This window comes from Mesorhizobium sp. WSM4819 (assembly GCF_055811215.1).
On record NZ_JBVVQO010000036.1, the window covers coordinates 42,725 to 58,599 of the forward strand.

General features: G+C 61.1%; 17 protein-coding genes. 13 read left to right on the plus strand and 4 right to left on the minus strand.

The genetic code is table 11. The features are described 5' to 3' along the window. Window positions 1–95 precede the first annotated feature (95 nt). The 5 genes from AC0L18_RS25825 to AC0L18_RS25845 all read left to right on the plus strand — a co-directional run bounded on the left by AC0L18_RS25825 (window position 96) and on the right by AC0L18_RS25845 (window position 3,663). The gene (locus AC0L18_RS25825) at window positions 96–527 is read left to right on the plus strand and encodes a hypothetical protein (RefSeq protein WP_023799551.1); all 432 of its coding nucleotides are present in this window, start codon (window positions 96–98) and stop codon (window positions 525–527) included. Between the two features lie 338 nt (window positions 528–865). Beyond that, on the plus strand, window positions 866–1,072 hold the full coding sequence (locus tag AC0L18_RS25830; protein WP_473494745.1) for a sugar phosphorylase: 207 nt from the start codon (window positions 866–868) through the stop codon (window positions 1,070–1,072). A gap of 117 nt (window positions 1,073–1,189) precedes the next feature. Continuing rightward, the gene (locus tag AC0L18_RS25835) at window positions 1,190–2,542 is read left to right on the plus strand and encodes a Do family serine endopeptidase (RefSeq protein WP_473494746.1); all 1,353 of its coding nucleotides are present in this window, start codon (window positions 1,190–1,192) and stop codon (window positions 2,540–2,542) included. A gap of 174 nt (window positions 2,543–2,716) precedes the next feature. Next, the gene (locus AC0L18_RS25840) at window positions 2,717–3,154 is read left to right on the plus strand and encodes a DUF2267 domain-containing protein (RefSeq protein ID WP_473494747.1); all 438 of its coding nucleotides are present in this window, start codon (window positions 2,717–2,719) and stop codon (window positions 3,152–3,154) included. Window positions 3,155–3,198: 44 nt separating this feature from the next. Then, entirely contained in the window at window positions 3,199–3,663 is a 465-nt protein-coding gene (locus AC0L18_RS25845; protein WP_473494748.1) for a YbhB/YbcL family Raf kinase inhibitor-like protein, read from the plus strand. Between the two features lie 26 nt (window positions 3,664–3,689). On the opposite strand, the gene AC0L18_RS25850 is transcribed toward AC0L18_RS25845, so the two are convergent. Both AC0L18_RS25850 and AC0L18_RS25855 read right to left on the minus strand, forming a co-directional pair. Next, window positions 3,690–5,165, minus strand: a complete 1,476-nt coding sequence (locus AC0L18_RS25850; RefSeq protein WP_473494749.1) for an FAD-dependent oxidoreductase — start codon at window positions 5,163–5,165, stop codon at window positions 3,690–3,692. A 140-nt stretch (window positions 5,166–5,305) separates the two neighbouring features. After that, window positions 5,306–5,482 carry a hypothetical protein gene (locus AC0L18_RS25855; RefSeq protein ID WP_473494750.1) on the minus strand — a complete coding sequence of 59 codons (177 nt, stop codon included), beginning with the start codon at window positions 5,480–5,482 and terminating at the stop codon, window positions 5,306–5,308. Between the two features lie 59 nt (window positions 5,483–5,541). On the opposite strand from AC0L18_RS25855, the gene AC0L18_RS25860 reads away from it, so the two are divergent. Further along, on the plus strand, window positions 5,542–6,186 hold the full coding sequence (locus tag AC0L18_RS25860) for a hypothetical protein (protein ID WP_473494751.1): 645 nt from the start codon (window positions 5,542–5,544) through the stop codon (window positions 6,184–6,186). 144 nt (window positions 6,187–6,330) lie between these two features. Here the strand turns inward: AC0L18_RS25860 and AC0L18_RS25865 are convergent, their stop codons facing one another. Next, window positions 6,331–7,389, minus strand: a complete 1,059-nt coding sequence (locus AC0L18_RS25865) for a LacI family DNA-binding transcriptional regulator (RefSeq protein WP_473494752.1) — start codon at window positions 7,387–7,389, stop codon at window positions 6,331–6,333. Between the two features lie 212 nt (window positions 7,390–7,601). Here AC0L18_RS25865 and AC0L18_RS25870 point away from each other — a divergent pair, with 212 nt between their 5' ends. The 7 genes from AC0L18_RS25870 to AC0L18_RS25900 all read left to right on the plus strand — a co-directional run bounded on the left by AC0L18_RS25870 (window position 7,602) and on the right by AC0L18_RS25900 (window position 15,188). After that, entirely contained in the window at window positions 7,602–8,591 is a 990-nt protein-coding gene (locus AC0L18_RS25870; RefSeq protein ID WP_027153559.1) for an autoinducer 2 ABC transporter substrate-binding protein, read from the plus strand. 89 nt (window positions 8,592–8,680) lie between these two features. Continuing rightward, complete coding sequence (locus AC0L18_RS25875) at window positions 8,681–10,195, plus strand: sugar ABC transporter ATP-binding protein (RefSeq protein ID WP_473494754.1); 1,515 nt, start codon at window positions 8,681–8,683, stop codon at window positions 10,193–10,195. Continuing rightward, window positions 10,188–11,189 (plus strand): ABC transporter permease, encoded by a 1,002-nt coding sequence (locus tag AC0L18_RS25880; protein ID WP_473494756.1) that lies wholly within the window; start codon window positions 10,188–10,190, stop codon window positions 11,187–11,189. Before AC0L18_RS25875 ends, AC0L18_RS25880 begins: the two co-directional genes overlap by 8 nt. Next, window positions 11,186–12,181, plus strand: a complete 996-nt coding sequence (locus AC0L18_RS25885) for an ABC transporter permease (protein ID WP_473494758.1) — start codon at window positions 11,186–11,188, stop codon at window positions 12,179–12,181. Before AC0L18_RS25880 ends, AC0L18_RS25885 begins: the two co-directional genes overlap by 4 nt. Window positions 12,182–12,186: 5 nt before the next feature. Next, window positions 12,187–13,035, plus strand: a complete 849-nt coding sequence (locus AC0L18_RS25890) for a sugar phosphate isomerase/epimerase family protein (protein ID WP_023799537.1) — start codon at window positions 12,187–12,189, stop codon at window positions 13,033–13,035. Window positions 13,036–13,039: 4 nt separating this feature from the next. Further along, window positions 13,040–14,503, plus strand: a complete 1,464-nt coding sequence (locus tag AC0L18_RS25895; RefSeq protein WP_473494759.1) for an FGGY family carbohydrate kinase — start codon at window positions 13,040–13,042, stop codon at window positions 14,501–14,503. Beyond that, a complete protein-coding gene (locus AC0L18_RS25900; protein WP_473494760.1) occupies window positions 14,496–15,188 on the plus strand; it encodes a class II aldolase/adducin family protein in 693 nt (230 codons plus the stop codon). The genes AC0L18_RS25895 and AC0L18_RS25900 overlap by 8 nt, the downstream gene beginning before the upstream one ends. A gap of 73 nt (window positions 15,189–15,261) precedes the next feature. Here AC0L18_RS25900 and AC0L18_RS25905 read toward each other — a convergent pair whose 3' ends face one another. Beyond that, entirely contained in the window at window positions 15,262–15,735 is a 474-nt protein-coding gene (locus AC0L18_RS25905) for a phosphatidylglycerophosphatase A family protein (RefSeq protein WP_473494762.1), read from the minus strand. Window positions 15,736–15,875: the final 140 nt, after the last annotated feature.

The following is a 15,875-nucleotide window of genomic DNA, read 5'->3' on the forward strand; positions in this document are numbered from 1 at the left end:
TCCTGACATTGCCAATTCCGGCCTTGTCGGCGCGTCGCAGCGCAATAATCTTCTGTTAGGGCGTGGGCACTTCCACCTGTTGAAAGGAGCCGACCATGAAACACCAAACACTCGACCAACTGCAGACAGTTGCGAAAGTTGAGCCCTCGGCGACATACCCGACCATGACTCGGGCGCAGCGGATCGAGCGTTGGGCAGAGCTTCTCGAACAAAATCCACGGCGTTGCCTCGGAGCCCTTTCAGGCACCGAATATCTCAGTCCTGAAGCTCGTGACGTAGCGCGTGGCGCGGGGTCGCCGATCACCGTTGCCTATGAGGATCCGGTGCTGCGCGCCATGGGTCTGAAAGATGATACCTACGGTGAGGCAAAGCGCTTCTTCGAGCTAAGTGACTGGCAGTTGCACAACATCGTCTGTCACTGCCACGTGGGTGCTACGATGCAAGCGCGATGGGCTGCCGCCAGAGTCCGCCGGACGATTACCGGGAACAGACTTCTGGCCTGGCTGAGGGCAAGGTTTGTGCATTGAGGCCAGCCCAGAACGGTGACGAGAAGTCTTGATCGTTCTCGTTAGCGGGTGGCCGGCAAAAGGCTGGTGGCATCGCCGGCGCCGCAGTGTTGATCGAGCCGACGCCTTGCATTCAGGGCGGCCGGACGAACGCTCATGGCCGGGTCCCTTGTCGGAGGCAGGAAGCTCTCGATTCATGTGAACACGGCCCGCGCCCCTGATCCATGCCACCACCGATGCATCATTGGCGGAATCTCGTCCCTGTGACATGCCCGCAATCGCGTCTGGGAACTTTTCTGGAGGCACATGGTTGGAATGTGCGGCTGAAAGATTCCGGGCCTGTGCCAAGGAGGTTCGCCATGAAGCTTCGCGAGTTGATGAACCAAGTGAAGGATCTGCCCCCGGATACCCTCGTCTGTGCCGCTGAGATTGACGAGGCCTTTGCGGCCAACATTGCCGGCATAGAAACAGTAGAAGGTGCCCGGATCGAAAGCCGGAAACCGGACGGCACCGAAGCTGTCGAACTCGCCAACGGGAACGACAGGGTTGTCGTAATCCGCTGGTGATCCGCTGGCTCATGCCGGAGCGGTCGCAATGCTTGATCACTGAACGATGGAGAGTCGCAGACCATGTTTCCGGAATTGAACCAAAGACTTTGCGCCGGCCTGATCGCCGGAACTCTGATGCTCTCGGCCGGCGGCTCTGCTCCGGCCGCAGCCCAGGAAATCCCGAACGACTTCACGACAATCGTGCGCGAGAAAATTCCAGCCGTGGTCGCAATAACGACCAAACAGATCATCCAGGACCAGGCGACGCTGGGCGACTTTCTTAGTCCTTTCGGCAGTCCCGGCCTCGGACCGGCGCAACCGCAGGTGCGAGAGGCCCTTGGTTCCGGCTTTGTGATCAGCCCCGAGGGGTACATCGTCACCAACAACCATGTCGTTGCCGATGCAAGCGAAATTCATGTCGTATTCTCCGACAAGGAGACGTTGCCTGCGCAACTCGTCGGCCGCGATCCGGCAACCGACCTCGCGGTGCTGAAGATCGACCCGCGGTCCAACATGACAACGACCGCCTGGGGTGACTCCGATGCAGTACAACCCGGCGCATGGACGATCGCTATCGGCAGTCCGTTCGGGCTCGGCGGGACCGTTACCGTCGGCGTGCTTTCGGCCCGTTCGCGCGACATCAATGCCGGTCCTTACGACGATTTTCTCCAGACCGACGCCTCAATCAATCGCGGCAATTCCGGCGGCCCGCTGTTCAATGCTCGCGGCGAAGTGATCGGGGTCAATACGGCCATCGTATCTCCCACAGGTGGCAGCATAGGGATTGGCTTTGCGGTACCATCCCGCACCGCCCGGAACGTCGTCGACCAGTTGATCCGCACTGGCCGGATCGAGCGCGGTTTCATCGGGGTGCGTCTCCAGGAGATCACCCCGTCGATTGCCGAGGCGCTTGGAATACCCGGCAGCAAGGGAGCGCTGGTCGCCTCGGTCGAATCCGGCAGTCCGGCAGAGCAGGCAGGCATACAGGCGGGAGACGTGATCACACGCTTTAACGGCAAGGACATCCAGAGCGTCCATGATCTGACGCTCGCGGCTGCGAGCCAAAAGCCGGGAACAAAAACGACGCTGACACGGAACCGCGGAGGCAGCCAACAGGAAATAGCTCTGACCATCGGACAGCGCAACGATGAGCAGCAACAGACCAGCGCCGTTCCAAAGTCGGAAACGGCCGACACGCGTCTTGGATTGTCGCTCAGCCCAATCCCGGATGAGGCGCGCCAGCAGCTCGCACTCCAGCCGGATACTACGGGCGTGTTCGTCCAGGAAGTGGCTCCAAACAGCCTCGCCGCCGAAAACGGCGTTCAGCCTGGCGATGTGATCGTCTCGGCCAACAACCGGGATGTGACACAGCCGTCGGACATCCAAGAGGAGTGGGCGAAATCCCGCCAGCTGAACAAGCCGATGTTGTTCCGCATCAGCAGGCAAGGGCAATCTCTTTTCGTTGCCGTGGCCACGGCCAAATCTTGACGGGCCAAATCTTGACGGGCCAACTCTCGATGGAAACGCGTTAAGCTTGGCGAGCGTAAAATTGGCCGAATAGATCACACGCTTTCGCGAGAGGCGGCCTTTAGGGACGGGAACAACAGCCGACCAAGGCTGTTTCGTCCAAGAGTCATTCAACCTGTTGAAAGGAGGCTTCCGATGAGCGCCACCGGACTCGACGTATTCGACAAGACGCTGCAGACAACAAACATCTGGCTCGACGAGATCATGACCGAGATCGGACCGGATCGGCAGGTCGCATGGCATGTGCTTGGAGCGGTGCTCCACGCCTTGCGAGACCGCATGCAGCCGGATCTTGCCGACCACCTCGGCTCGCAGCTGCCGATCCTCGTGCGCGGCGCCTATTACGACCAATATCAGCCCTCCACGACTCCCGAGAAGTTGCGGTCGCTCGACGAGTTCCTGGCCAAAATGAAGGCGGAGTTGGAATTCACCCGGCCGGTCGATTCCAAGGATGCATTCAGGGTCGTATCCAAGGTGCTCGCTCACCACGTGGGAGAGGGGCAGATGATCAAGGTTTGGGAATCCTTGCCGGCAGTAATCAGGCGCGTCGCGGCAGCTCAGCAAGCGGCGTGAAATAGCGCCAGATACAGTTGGTCTCGTTTCTTGGGGAGATGGAAATGCCACTCACCCTTGTCAGTCCTGCGTTCCCGGCGGGCGGGAAAATCCCTGAAAGGCATACCCGCGACGGCCAGAACGTCTCACCACCGCTAAAATGGTCCGGTATTCCGGACGGTACCAAGAGCCTTGTTCTCGTCGTGCAGGATCCCGACGCGCCGAGCGGGGTTTTCGGGCACTGGGCGGTGTTCAATATCCCGCCTGATGCCGGCGAGCTTGCCGAGGCGCAAGACGGCAAGCCAGGCCCGTCGGCACTCAGGCAAGGCACCAACGATTTCGGCAATGCCTATTACGATGGCCCTCAGCCACCGGTGGGACATGGCGTCCATCATTATCATTTCCGGCTGGCCGCGCTCGACGTGCCGAGCCTCAGTGTGCCGGGACAGGCGGGCGTGCAGCTCGTCTGGAAGGAAGCCCAGAAGCATGCGCTGGAGCAGACCGAGTTGGTCGGAACCTACGCACGGTAACACCGGCCCGTGCCGGTGGCCGCCGTTTACAGCGCAGCCGGATCAAGCGGCTTTCGAGCCGGGCCGTGGATGACCGAGCCGTCGGCGGCGAAAATCGAGCCATGGCAAGGACAATCCCAGGTGTTTTCCGCATTGTTCCAGGTCACGGTGCAGCCCTTGTGGGTGCATGTCGCCGAAACCGGGTGGAGCACCCCTTCAGCGTCTCGCCACGCCGCGATCTTTTCGTCACCCCTGACGATCACACCGCCCATGCCGGGCGCGATGTCGTCGAAGCTTGAGACAATCGATTGGCTGCGGCCATTCCTGTGAAAGTCCTCGGGATAAGACCGCGCCGGATCATAGAGCCTTTGCCATGGACTCGGCCGCGCGCAGATCAAATCCGCGATCATCATGCCTGCGGCCGTTCCATTGGTGATGCCCCAGGCGTTGAATCCCGTGGCGATATGAAAACCGGAGGCTTTGTCCGGATCGGGTTCGCCGGCATATGGAACCCTATCGGCCGTATCATAGTCCTCGTTACACCAGCGCCAGGCAACGTCCCCAACGGGAAGGCTCCTCCTTGCCCATTGTTCCAGCTCGACGAACCGTTTCGCCACATCGCCGTCCTGGCCCGTGTCGAACTTGGGGCCGAGTGCGACAAGCAGCGGGCCTTCGGCGTCGCGGCCGGTGCGGATGGAATGCGTCGGATGGTCGATGCCGATGAACATGCCGTCGACAGCAAGAGGGTCATCGATCCGAAACGCCATGGCAGTGTGGCAGCGCGGCTGGGTGCGGTTCGCCATGCCGACGGGGCTCTTCACTGTCATGTTGGTGGCGACGACCACATGCTCGGCGTGAACGGTGCCGCTGTCGGTAACGACGCGCCAGCGGCTTGCCTCGCCGATAGAGATCGCGCGGCTGTTTTCGAAAATCCGTCCGCCACGGGCCGTCACCGCTTGAGCCAGGCCAACCAGATACATCGCCGGATTGAACTGCGCCTGGTCGGAAAAACGCAGAGCGGCGGCCGTTTCGAAAGGCAGCGGCGCGCGCTCCAGGACATCGGCGTCCAGCCCAACCTGGCGCGCGGCCTCCGCCTCAGCCACGATCTCCGCGCGCCGGTTTGCATCGCAGCTGTAGGTATAGGCGTCCTTGGCCTCGAGATCGCAGGCGATGGCATAGTCGTGAACCCATTCCCGGATCTGCACGGCACCGGCGGAATTTGCTTCGGCATAGGTCTGCGCCAGGTCCCGCCCAAAGGTGTCGATGAGATGGCGATAGATCAGCGCGTGCTGCGTCGTGATCTTGGCCGTCGAGCGGCCGGTCACCTGGCCGCCTGTCCGCAGGCCCTCGACGACGATCACCGATCGACCGGCCTCGCAAAGGCGAAGCGCCGTCGTGAGCCCGACGATCCCGGCGCCCACCACAACGGCATCGGCATGGATCGAGCCCTCGAGCGGAGGAAAGTTCGTAGCGGTGGCTGCCGCCACCCAACAGCTTCCCGGTTCTCCCGAAAGAATGGCCATTTTTCTCGCGTCCCATGCTTTCGATGCATCTCCATGACAACCCGCGCCGGCACGAAAACGTTCCGAGATCTAAGGTCTTCAATCGTGGTTTCCACAGGGAATCCTACCCATCAATGATGGAACTCCAGCAGATGATCGCGTCAGTCGAACGCAGCAACGGACGTGAATTGGTATAGGCTGATGCCATTACTGTTAGGCCGGCGGCCGAAGACTGCGCCGTTACGGCCTGTGGCGAAGGTCACCTGCGCGCGCCCGGCAAAGCCTGAAGAATGGTTCGAGCCACCCGCATCCAGTATTTTGGCGATAAAACAATTCATACCTTGTTTTCCCCATTGCAATTGCCAACCATGGAAAGGGATTGATTCGGAGCTTGTCTATGCGTGGACTGCAAGTGGCCCTGGCTGCGGTGATCTTGGGCATTTCAGTCAGTTCTGGTCTCGCCGATGACGATTCTCCCTTTATCTATTTTGCGACCCAGGACCCTTTCGCAGACGGTTTGCCGACCAAGAACGAAGTCTTTGTCTTTGGTGGCGTCTTTACGCGCGGGGCCTTCAGCGACGCGATCAATGTTTTCGGTGCCGACTACACCGACAACTATATAGTCGGAGCTGCATACGGTCGCGATTTCGTCGATATCGGCGCTGGCTTCGTTCTTGGTGGCGTCGCCGGCGCGGCCATAAGATTTGGCGAGGACGACGATACGACTGGCGAACTTTGGGCCGGAGCGCGACTGCGCCACCACGGCCTCGTCATTGGTGATTTGGCGATTGCGCCCGCACTGACAGCTGGATTCAGTGCCGTTACCGGCCCTACTGAGATCGAGCGCGAACGCGAAATCCGCCACGATGGCGATGCGTCATTCCTCGGCTTCGTCGGCGCGGAGCTTTCTTTCAGAGTGAGGCAAGCCCCCAACGTCGAACTCGTCTACCAACTCCACCATAGATCCGGCGCCGATGGCACGTTTGGAGATATGACAGAGGGTTCCAATGCGAACGCTCTTGCAATCCGTTATCGCTTCTGACGCTCGCTGCTGTAGACCTTTTTACAGGCGCCTACGCACCCACCCAGTTGGCTCGCGCTGAGGACGGCGACACTCCCGTGAGGGTCGGCACGATGAACCACTGAAAATCTCAAGGCCGTGTCGCCCTCTAGCGCCGGGTCACCCTCAGGCTATATCCTTCAGCGTATCCAACGGCCCTTTCAATGCAGACCTGGGCTGGATCAGCTCTGGCGCGATCAGGAAGGTCTGCGGTGCCGTCGGCGGTTCATCGATCAGCTCGAACGCCTTCGTGATCATCGCCTCAACATTCTGCCGCACCATGATTACGGGGAAGGGCAGGAAGGAGCCGAAGGGGTCATAGTCGTAGCAACCGACGACGAGTTCGCTGAACATTTCCGCCGGCCGGCCGGCCATGAAACGCAGCAGACCTTCCATATTGATCGACGAATTGATGAACAGCGCGCGCGGCAGCTTGCCACGGCATTGGTAAAACGCCTCGAAGGCACGCAAAGTTATATCAGGCGAATACCCGGAGGACTGCACACCATCGTGAGGGTCGGCGCCCAGCAGCGCCTTCTTGGTCGCATGGAAAGCGGCGATGCGTTCGCGGCTGGCGTGGTCGTTGCGGCCGCCAAACAGAAACAGCTCGTCCGGCCGCAGAGGATCGTCGTTGTCGAAGTGGCGGATGATTGCTTCCGTCAGCATCCGCGCGCCCTGATAATTGTCGCTGATCACCGAATGCGCCTTCGCTCCCGGCAGGTCGATGTTGATATGCCTCAGCCCCGCCAGTTCGCAGACCTCGTGCACGCCATCGGGATCGGTGGCGCCGACGATGAAGAGCTGGTCGATTGAATAGGAGATCAGCGTCTCCGCGGTCCGCCGTTCCTCTTCGGGGTCGCGGCTGGCACTAACCACGACCGGGCATTGGCCGCGGCTGCGCACATGCCCCTCAAACGTCTGCGCCATGGAGGAGAAGTAGCGATTGTCGTGGACGGGCAGCATCAGGCCGACCAGGCCCGATCGCGAGCGTCGCAAGCCTCGCGCTTGCAGATTGGTGGTGTATTGGTGGAGTTCGGCGAGGCCGAGAATTGTTTGCGCCGTACTTTCCTTGATGCGGCGCTTGCGCCAAGTGCCGTTCAGGACGGCACTCACGGTCGACGGCGAACTGCCCGACAGCACGGACAGGTCATAGATCGTCGCCTTCTTCTTGACCCGCTGATCCATCTGGCGCCTCCGGCGCGTCTATTTTAGAGCAATATCCCGCTTGACGAGAGCTTCTCGATGCACAATAGTTTTTGCACCATCGATTGTGCAAGCGAAAACCGGTGGATGATCGATGGGGAAGTGCCCCGTCTCTTTCGGGGAGGTTTCTAACGGCCGCCGTCGTTCGACGGCTCGAGTGTGTTCCCACTAGGAACGTTATGGGAGGAGTACAGATGAAAAAGCTCTTGATCGCGGCGCTTGCCGCGACCCTTATGATTGGCGGATCATTCGCTGCGATGGCACAGCAGGCCGGCAAGGTCGGCGTCGTCGTCAAGATCGGCGGCATTCCGTGGTTCAACGCAATGGAGGCGGGTATCAAGGAGCGCGGCGAGAAGCTCGGGATCGACGCATTCATGGTCGGCCCGACCAGCGCTGATCCAGCACTGCAAGTTCGCGCCATCGAGGATCTGATCGCACAGGGCGTCAAGGTCATCGGCGTCGTGCCAAATGATGCGAAAGTGCTTGAACCGGTCCTGCAGAAGGCCAAGGACGCCGGCATCATCGTCATCACACATGAATCGCCTGGCCAGAAGGGCGCCGACTGGGATTTCGAACTCGCGTCCGCCACCGGCTTCGGCGAGGCTCACGCCAAGCTCCTGGCGGAGAAGATGGGCGGCAAGGGTGAGTATGCGGTGTTCGTCGGCTCGTTGACGGTGCCGCTGCACAATGCCTGGGCCGATGCGGCAATCGAGTATCTGAAGAAGAATAATCCCGACATGAAACTCGTCGGCGAACGTTATGGCGTCGCCGAGGATGTAGACAAGAGCCGCAGCACTGCGCTTGACCTGATTTCCGCAAATCCCGGCCTGAAGGGCTTCCTCGCCTTCGGCAGCCAAGGCCCGATCGGCGCTGGCCGCGCAATCGAAGAGCGCCGGAAGGTGGGCGAAATTTTCGTGCTCGGACCATTCTCGCCAGGCCAGGGCCGGAAGCTCATCAAAAGCGACGCGATCTCCGGCGGCTTCATGTGGAATCCGAAGCAGGCGGGCGAGGTTTTCGTCACGCTGGCCGACCATCTCATGAAGGGCAAAGAGATCAAGGATGGCGATACGATCGAAGGGCTTGGGACAGTCAAGCCGGACTTCGAAAACCGTAACATCATCGTCGATCAACTCGTCCCCATCAACAAGGATACTGTCGACGATCTCGCGGCGATGGGCCTGTAAAGCCTCCCAGGGCTAATGGCAGTCGGGCCCGGCCTCGAACCGGCCCGGCTGCAGGATTGCAAACGCGATTGGATCCAGGTTTCGACTCGATGGCTGATCAGGCACTCGATGGCGCCGCACCACGGCCGCTGCTGTCGCTCCGCAACGTCAACATGACGTTCGGCGGCGTGAAGGCGCTGAAGAATGTCAGCTTTGAGGTGTTGCCGGGCGAGGTGCATTGTCTTGCCGGCGAGAACGGCTCCGGCAAGAGCACGCTGATCAAGGTCATTACAGGCGTGTACAAGCCCGAGGCGGGCGCCGAAATCGATTATGATGGCCAGAGCTACTCCCATATGTCGCCGGTTACGGCGCAGGCCAGCGGAATTCAGGTCATCTGGCAGGATCTCGCCCTGTTTCCCGAGATGACTGTCGCCGAGAATATCGCGTTCCAGACCGTCATCGGCCGCTGGCCGCGGCTGGTGAACTATGCCGAGATGCGTCGGGTCGCGATCAACGCCTTGCAACGTCTTGGTGTTACCTTCGATGTCGATCTGGCACTCCACCACTTTCCCATCGCACAGCGGCAGATCGTAGCAATCGCCCGCGCCCTCGTCGGTGAGGCAAAGCTCGTCTTCATGGACGAGCCGACGGCGTCGCTCACCCAATCCGAAACCGACTATCTGCTGGACGTTGTGCGCAATCTGTCGGCGTCGGGTGTCGCCGTTGTGTTCGTCAGTCATCGCCTGGCGGAGGTTCTTGAAATCTCCAGCCGCGTCACCGTGCTGCGCGACGGCGCCCTGGTTGGCGTCTATCCAACCAAAGGCCTGACCCAGTCGCGCATCACCGAGTTGATGACGGGCAAGACCTTCGACTATTCCGTCCTGCATCGGGATTTGAGCAGGAGCCCGGTCATGCTTGAGGTCAAGGGACTGTCGCGGCCCGGCGAATTCGACGACGTGTCCTTGACAGTCCGGCGCGGCGAGACGCTCGGCATCACCGGGTTGCTCGGGGCAGGGCGCACCGAATTGGCGCTGACATTGTTTGGCACGCGCAAGCCGAAATCGGGCTCTGTCGCCCTGGATGGCAAACCCGTTCGCTTCGGTTCCAACCGTGACGCGATCGCCGCCGGCGTCGCCTATCTTTCGGAAGACCGGCTGTCGCTCGGTCTCATTCAGCCCCAGGCAATCGCCGACAACATGGTCATCGCCTCGCTGGACAAGATCCTTTCAGGCGGTTTCATTTCGAGCGATCGCAAGCGATCTCTGGTCAATCGCTGGATAAGGGACCTCGGCGTCAGGATCGGAAAGCCGGACGACGCGATATCGACCCTGTCAGGGGGAAATCAGCAACGTGTCGCCATTGCAAAATGGCTGGCGACCGACCCGAAGCTGCTTATCCTCGACGCACCGACGGTCGGCGTCGATGTCGGCGCGCGCGCCGGCATTTTCGACATCGTTTCCAAGCTGGCGGACAGCGGCCTGGCCATTATCCTGATCTCGGACGAGGTGCCTGAAGTCTATTTCAACGCGGACCGTGTGCTGCACATGGCTCAGGGGCGCATCGTCGGCGAATTTACGCCGGGCGCTACGACCCTCCAGGCGATGGAGGAGGCGGTCTATGCGTAGGTTTGTCCGCTCCCACGCAACGGAACTGGCTTTGCTCGCCGTCATCGCAGTCATCTGCGTCTTCCTTTCGTTCGCGACAGACCGGTTCTTCACCCTCGGCAACGCATTTGACCTTCTGAACACCAGCTCGGTCAACATCATCTTCGCCGTCGGCCTGCTGGTCGTGCTGATCGCCGGCGGCATTGACATTTCCTTCGCGGTTGCTGCCTCCGTTGTGCAATATATGACCGCGACCGTCCTCGGCTGGATCGGCGGCGGGAATTGGATTGTCGGCTTCATCATCGCTGGCGCATTGGGCGTCGCGCTGGGCTGTATCAACGCCTTCCTGATCCACGGGTTCAGGATCATCTCGATCGTCGCCACGATTTCGACTTTCAACATTTTCTTCGGCTTGCTGATGTTTTTCACAGGCGGCGTGTCGATCTACAACCTGCCGGACTGGCTCACCACCCGCGTCGTGCTGTTCGAGCGAGAGATGGCTGACGGGACCTGGGCGGAGATCACCCTGCCTGTGCTCATTATGGCCATATGCGTGTTCGCTACCTGGGCGTTGATCACGCGCACCACCACTGGCCGCCAACTCTACGCATTTGGCGACAACCCGGAGGGCGCGCGCCGCTTCGGCATCAATATCGGTGCCATGCAATTTATCGCCTTCGGCTGGCTTGGCCTGATGGCGGGTATCGCCGGTCTCGTCCAGGCGCATTACGCGCAGGAGGTTGTGCCGAATGCCCTTTATGGGCGCGAACTCGACGTCCTGGCAGCGGTGGTCCTTGGCGGTGCGCGGCTCGGCGGCGGCAAGGGCAGCGTGCTCGGCTGCATTCTGGGCGTTCTGTTGGTCTCGATTACCCAGAACGGACTCAATTTGATGGGCGTGTCGCCTTTCGCGTTCAAGATGATCGTCGGCGCCATCATTCTTGCCGCAATCACGCTTTCGAATACCCGCATCGAACGCCTGCTGCCGTTCCTGAAAAGCCGACGGGTGCATTCATGACGGTTTTGATTGAACGCGTCCGCAACGCGCTCGGCCCCGAACTTGCAGGTCCGTTTGCCGCGTTCGTAGCTGTCATGATCGTGTTCGGTTTTGCCGCGCCGAACTTTCTTTCCCGCGCTACCTTTGGATCCGTCGCCTTCCAGCTGCCGGAACTCGGCCTCCTCACACTCGCCATGCTGCTGCCGATCCTGACCGGCGGCCTGAACCTGGCCATCACCTTCACCGCCAACATGGCCGGCTTGACGCTGGCTTGGGTACTGCAAAGCCAGGGAGGCGTCGACGCGGGCGTCGGCGCCTTTGTGCTTGGCTCGGTCCTTGCCATTGCGGTCGGCGCACTGAGCGGGCTGATCATGGGGCTCGTCATCGCCTACACCAAGGCTCACCCGATCCTGGTCTCGCTGTCGATGATGATCTTCCTGCGCGGTCTCGGCGAATTCCTGACGCGCGGCGGCGACGTGTCCGGCATTCCCGGCTTCCTGGCGCCGATCGGCTACGGTTCGATTATTGGCATCCCGGTGCCGTTGCTCATCTTCATCGCTTGCGTGCTGATCTGGCACGTCTTGCTGACGCGCATGAAGCTAGGCTTCAACACCTACATGATCGGCTCCAATATCGAGGCCACACGCTATTCCGGTATCAATACGCGCAAGGTGCAGGTTCTCGTCTACACATTGTCCGGCGCGATGTGCGCGGTCGCCGGCATCATCATGCTGGCGCGCTTCAATTCGGTGCGTGTCGGCCACGGCGAGTCTTACCTGCTGATCACCGTGCTTGCCTGCTTCCTTGGCGGGGTCAATCCGTTCGGCGGCTTCGGTCGGGTGATCCCGGTCTTCGTTGCGCTCGTCGTGCTCCAGCTTCTGTCCTCGGGACTCAATCTGATGGGCGCAAGCCAGCATCTTGCGACGGCAGTCTGGGGCATCCTGATGATCACGGTGATGATCCTGCGCTGGCTTGCCGGGCGCCTCAAATTCCTGAACACAAACAGAGGGTGAGTCAGATGCATGGTTTTGGGGTCCACACCTCGATGTGGACGATGAACTGGGACCGGGCCGGCGCGGAGAAGGCGATCGCGGCTTCCGTCAAATACGGGATGGACTTTATCGAGATCGCGCTTCTGAACGCGCCGGCGGTCGATGCCGCGCACACACGCGCCTTGCTCGAAAAGCACAATCTTCCTGCCGTTTGCTCGCTTGGCCTGCCGGAGCGCGCCTGGGCCTCGGTGCGGCCGGATGCCGCCATCGAACATCTCGAAGTGGCGATCGACAAGACTGCGGAAATGGGCGCGTTGGCGCTTTCCGGCGTGATTTTTGGCGGTATCGGCGAACGCACCGGCCTGCCACCGACCGAAAAGGAATACGACAATATCGCCCACGTGCTGACCGTCGCCGCCAAGCACGCCAAGAAGCGCGGCATCGAGCTCGGAATCGAGGCGGTGAACCGCTACGAGAACCATTTGATCAACACCGGCGCGCAGGCCGTCTGGATGGTCGAGAAAGTCGGGGCCGACAACATTTTTGTTCATCTCGACACCTACCATATGAACATCGAGGAGAAGGGGGCCGCCAACGGCATTCTGGCTGCCCGCGACCACCTGAAGTACATCCACTTGTCTGAGAGTGATCGCGGCACACCAGGCACCGGCAACTGCCCCTGGGACGAGATCTACGCGACGCTGGCGGCGATCGGCTTCAAGGGCGGACTGGCCATGGAAAGCTTCATCAACATGCCGCCGGAAGTCTCCTACGGCCTCTCGGTCTGGCGGCCGGTTGCCAAGGACGAGGCCGAAGTGATGGGCAATGGCTTGCCGTTCCTGCGCAACAAGGCTCGCCAATACGGTCTGATCTGAGACGATGGGTGACGGGCAGAAGGCGGACGGCGCAAGGATCGCCGTCTTCGATGTCGGCAAGACCAACATAAAGCTCTCCGCAATGACGCTCGACGGCGTTCTCGTGGAGAGCCTCTCTGTCCACAACGAAGTGCGGCCCGGTCCACCTTGGCGGCAGCACGATCTCAACGGCATTAGCGACTGGCTGTTCGGCTCGCTCGCCACTTTGTGCCGACACCATCCGCTGGAAAAGCTGGTCGGCACCGGACATGGCTCCGCAGGGGTCTTGGTGAACGCAGATCCCGACGAGACTTGTGCCCTGCCGATGATTGACTACGAGCAGGATTTGCCGCCTGCAATTCGCGAAGGCTACGCACCGCTTTCGGGCGATTTCTTCGATCGCGGCAGCGCGATCATGCTGAAGGCTGCCCACCAGGCGCGCCAGCTGTACTGGATGCAGCAGGTTGATTTGGAGCGCGTCGCTCAAGCTCGTTGGTATCTGGGCTTGCCTCAATATTGGGCCTGGCGGCTGTCAGGCGTGCCATCGGCCGAAACGACGATCCTCTCGGCGCAATCCCATCTGTGGAACAATGTGCGCAAGCAGTGGTCGCCCATTGTGGCGGGGCAGGGATGGCAGCGCCTCATGCCACCATTCCATCCGGCCTGGGAGAGGCTGGGGCCAATCCGGCACGATCTGGCGCGCCGGCACGGCATACCGGAAGAGCTCTCTGTCCTGACCGGCGGCCACGACAGCAGCCTGAACCTCTACCGCTATCAGGCGGCAGGCATGCACGACGCCTGCGTGATCTCTACCGGAACCTGGATTGTCGGAATGTGCGCGGCGACACCTCTCGACCGCCTCGATGAAAATCGCGGAATGGTGCTGAACAGCGATGTGACAGGACGCCCGGTCGGCGGCGTTTTGACCATGGGCGGACGAGAGTTCAGTCATGTGGCAGGGCAGGGGCAAGAAGGAACTGCAGCCGACGCTGCGCTGGTCAGTTTGCTGATTGAGCGCGGCACCTTCGCATTGCCGTCGTTCGGCGACGATGACGGCCTGTTTCCAGGCAGTGCCGGGCGCGGCCGGTTTGAAGGGCCGCCTGCAGAACCCCCTGCAGAGCGCAAGGCGCTCGCGGTGCTCTACGCCGCGCTGCTGACGGTAGAATGTATCGATGCGCTGAACGAAAACGGGCTGGTTGCATTGGATGGCACCTTCCTGCGAGACCCGCTCTACGCCACACTGGTTGCCGCACTACGGCCAAACGCCGAAACGGTCTACAACCTCGACTCCTATGGCACCGCCTCGGGTGCGGCGCTACTTGGCGAACATGAAACGCGTGACACGCCGGCTCCGATCGCAGTCAGCCTGCCGACTGCCTTTGCCGGCGATCGTGAGACGCTCGCAGCCTATGCACAGCGGTGGCGCGACCTGGCGAAGCGAAACAACTTGCAACAGCGCAAGACCAGCAAAGGAACAATCGATGACTGATGACAGCGCTTTGCGCCGCGAAATGGTGGATGTTTGCCGCCGGATGAACTCTAGCGGTATCAACCAGGGCAATGCCGGCAATTTGTCGGTGCGCTCTAGCGACGGTTTCCTGATCACGCCCTCGTCGCTGCCCTACGAAACGATGACGCCCGAAGACATCGTCGAGATGGGCTTTGACGGCACCTATGTCGGCAGACGGCCCTCCTCGGAGTGGCGCTTCCACCGTGATATTTTGAGGGAGCGGAAGGAGATCGAGGTCGTGCTGCATTGCCACTCGCTCTACGCCACGACGCTGGCCTGCCATCACAAGACGATCCCGAGCTTCCATTATATGACAGGGGTGGCGGGCGGTACGACCATCCGCTGCGCGGAGTACGCAACCTTTGGCACGCAGGCCTTGTCCGACAATGCCTTGGTTGCACTCAAGGATCGCCTCGCCTGCCTGCTCGGCCAGCACGGCCAGATTTCGCTCGGCAAGACCATGGAGGCCGCGTTGTGGCTGGCGAACGAGGTCGAAACCCTGTCGCGCATGTATGTCCAGGCGCTTAGCCTTGGCGAGCCGCCGGTCCTTTCCGACGAGGAGATGGCGCGGGTGATCGAGCAGATGAAGAAGATGAGCTATGGCCAGGCGCCGGATCCGGAGGGAACGAACGATTTGGCGCGGCCGCGCGACGCTGCGGTCTAGCGCTGCTCCGGCAGATTTTAGTGAAGAGGTCTGTTTTCGCGCTGGGTGGCAGGTGAAGACTGAGATGTCCTCCTTACGGCAAACGGTGAATCAAATCGTTCAGCAAAAGCAGCGTCGCCCCGGCGAAGACAGCCGCAGCCGCGTCGTCCAGCATGATGCCGAGTCCACCCCTTACCTTCTCATGCACGACGCCGATGGGCCAAGGCTTGGCGACGTCGAAAAACCGGAAAGCAAGGAAACCTGCTGCCCACCAGACCGGGTCCAGCGGCAGCATGGAAAGCGTTGCGGCGGTGCCGAAGGTCTCGTCGATGACGACGATCTGCGGATCCTCCGTCCTGGTATGGGAGACGACATGCGCCGACGCCCATACGCCCACCGCGAACAAGGCCATGTAGGCGAGCCCGATCAGCCAAGGCGATGCAGGTATCAGGACCGCGGCAACAGCCACTCCGACGCCGGCGCCGGCCGTGCCCGGCCATAGCGGAGATAATCCCGCGCCGGCAGAGGTCGCGAGCAGGTAAGCAAGCTTAGGCAGTAATTTACGCATGGCGTTTCGAACGGCTTCCCGGTGAATTGCGGATATGCGTTGTATCAGTCTTTCCGGTTACTTCCGCTAATGCGGTCGCGCAAAAGCATGCCCTCGGGCGTGACCCGGTCAGGCCGCGACGCTTAGACCGCCAGTCGATT

Bases quoted from the DNA above. Each gene is read 5' to 3' on its own strand.
- AC0L18_RS25825 (WP_023799551.1), top strand. From the start codon at position 96: ATGAAACACCAAACACTCGACCAACTGCAGACAGTTGCGAAAGTTGAG.
- AC0L18_RS25830 (WP_473494745.1), top strand. From the start codon at position 866: ATGAAGCTTCGCGAGTTGATGAACCAAGTGAAGGATCTGCCCCCGGAT.
- AC0L18_RS25835 (WP_473494746.1), top strand. From the start codon at position 1,190: ATGCTCTCGGCCGGCGGCTCTGCTCCGGCCGCAGCCCAGGAAATCCCG.
- AC0L18_RS25840 (WP_473494747.1), top strand. From the start codon at position 2,717: ATGAGCGCCACCGGACTCGACGTATTCGACAAGACGCTGCAGACAACA.
- AC0L18_RS25845 (WP_473494748.1), top strand. From the start codon at position 3,199: ATGCCACTCACCCTTGTCAGTCCTGCGTTCCCGGCGGGCGGGAAAATC.
- AC0L18_RS25850 (WP_473494749.1), bottom strand. From the start codon at position 5,165: ATGGCCATTCTTTCGGGAGAACCGGGAAGCTGTTGGGTGGCGGCAGCC.
- AC0L18_RS25855 (WP_473494750.1), bottom strand. From the start codon at position 5,482: ATGAATTGTTTTATCGCCAAAATACTGGATGCGGGTGGCTCGAACCAT.
- AC0L18_RS25860 (WP_473494751.1), top strand. From the start codon at position 5,542: ATGCGTGGACTGCAAGTGGCCCTGGCTGCGGTGATCTTGGGCATTTCA.
- AC0L18_RS25865 (WP_473494752.1), bottom strand. From the start codon at position 7,389: ATGGATCAGCGGGTCAAGAAGAAGGCGACGATCTATGACCTGTCCGTG.
- AC0L18_RS25870 (WP_027153559.1), top strand. From the start codon at position 7,602: ATGAAAAAGCTCTTGATCGCGGCGCTTGCCGCGACCCTTATGATTGGC.
- AC0L18_RS25875 (WP_473494754.1), top strand. From the start codon at position 8,681: ATGGCTGATCAGGCACTCGATGGCGCCGCACCACGGCCGCTGCTGTCG.
- AC0L18_RS25880 (WP_473494756.1), top strand. From the start codon at position 10,188: ATGCGTAGGTTTGTCCGCTCCCACGCAACGGAACTGGCTTTGCTCGCC.
- AC0L18_RS25885 (WP_473494758.1), top strand. From the start codon at position 11,186: ATGACGGTTTTGATTGAACGCGTCCGCAACGCGCTCGGCCCCGAACTT.
- AC0L18_RS25890 (WP_023799537.1), top strand. From the start codon at position 12,187: ATGCATGGTTTTGGGGTCCACACCTCGATGTGGACGATGAACTGGGAC.
- AC0L18_RS25895 (WP_473494759.1), top strand. From the start codon at position 13,040: ATGGGTGACGGGCAGAAGGCGGACGGCGCAAGGATCGCCGTCTTCGAT.
- AC0L18_RS25900 (WP_473494760.1), top strand. From the start codon at position 14,496: ATGACTGATGACAGCGCTTTGCGCCGCGAAATGGTGGATGTTTGCCGC.
- AC0L18_RS25905 (WP_473494762.1), bottom strand. From the start codon at position 15,735: ATGCGTAAATTACTGCCTAAGCTTGCTTACCTGCTCGCGACCTCTGCC.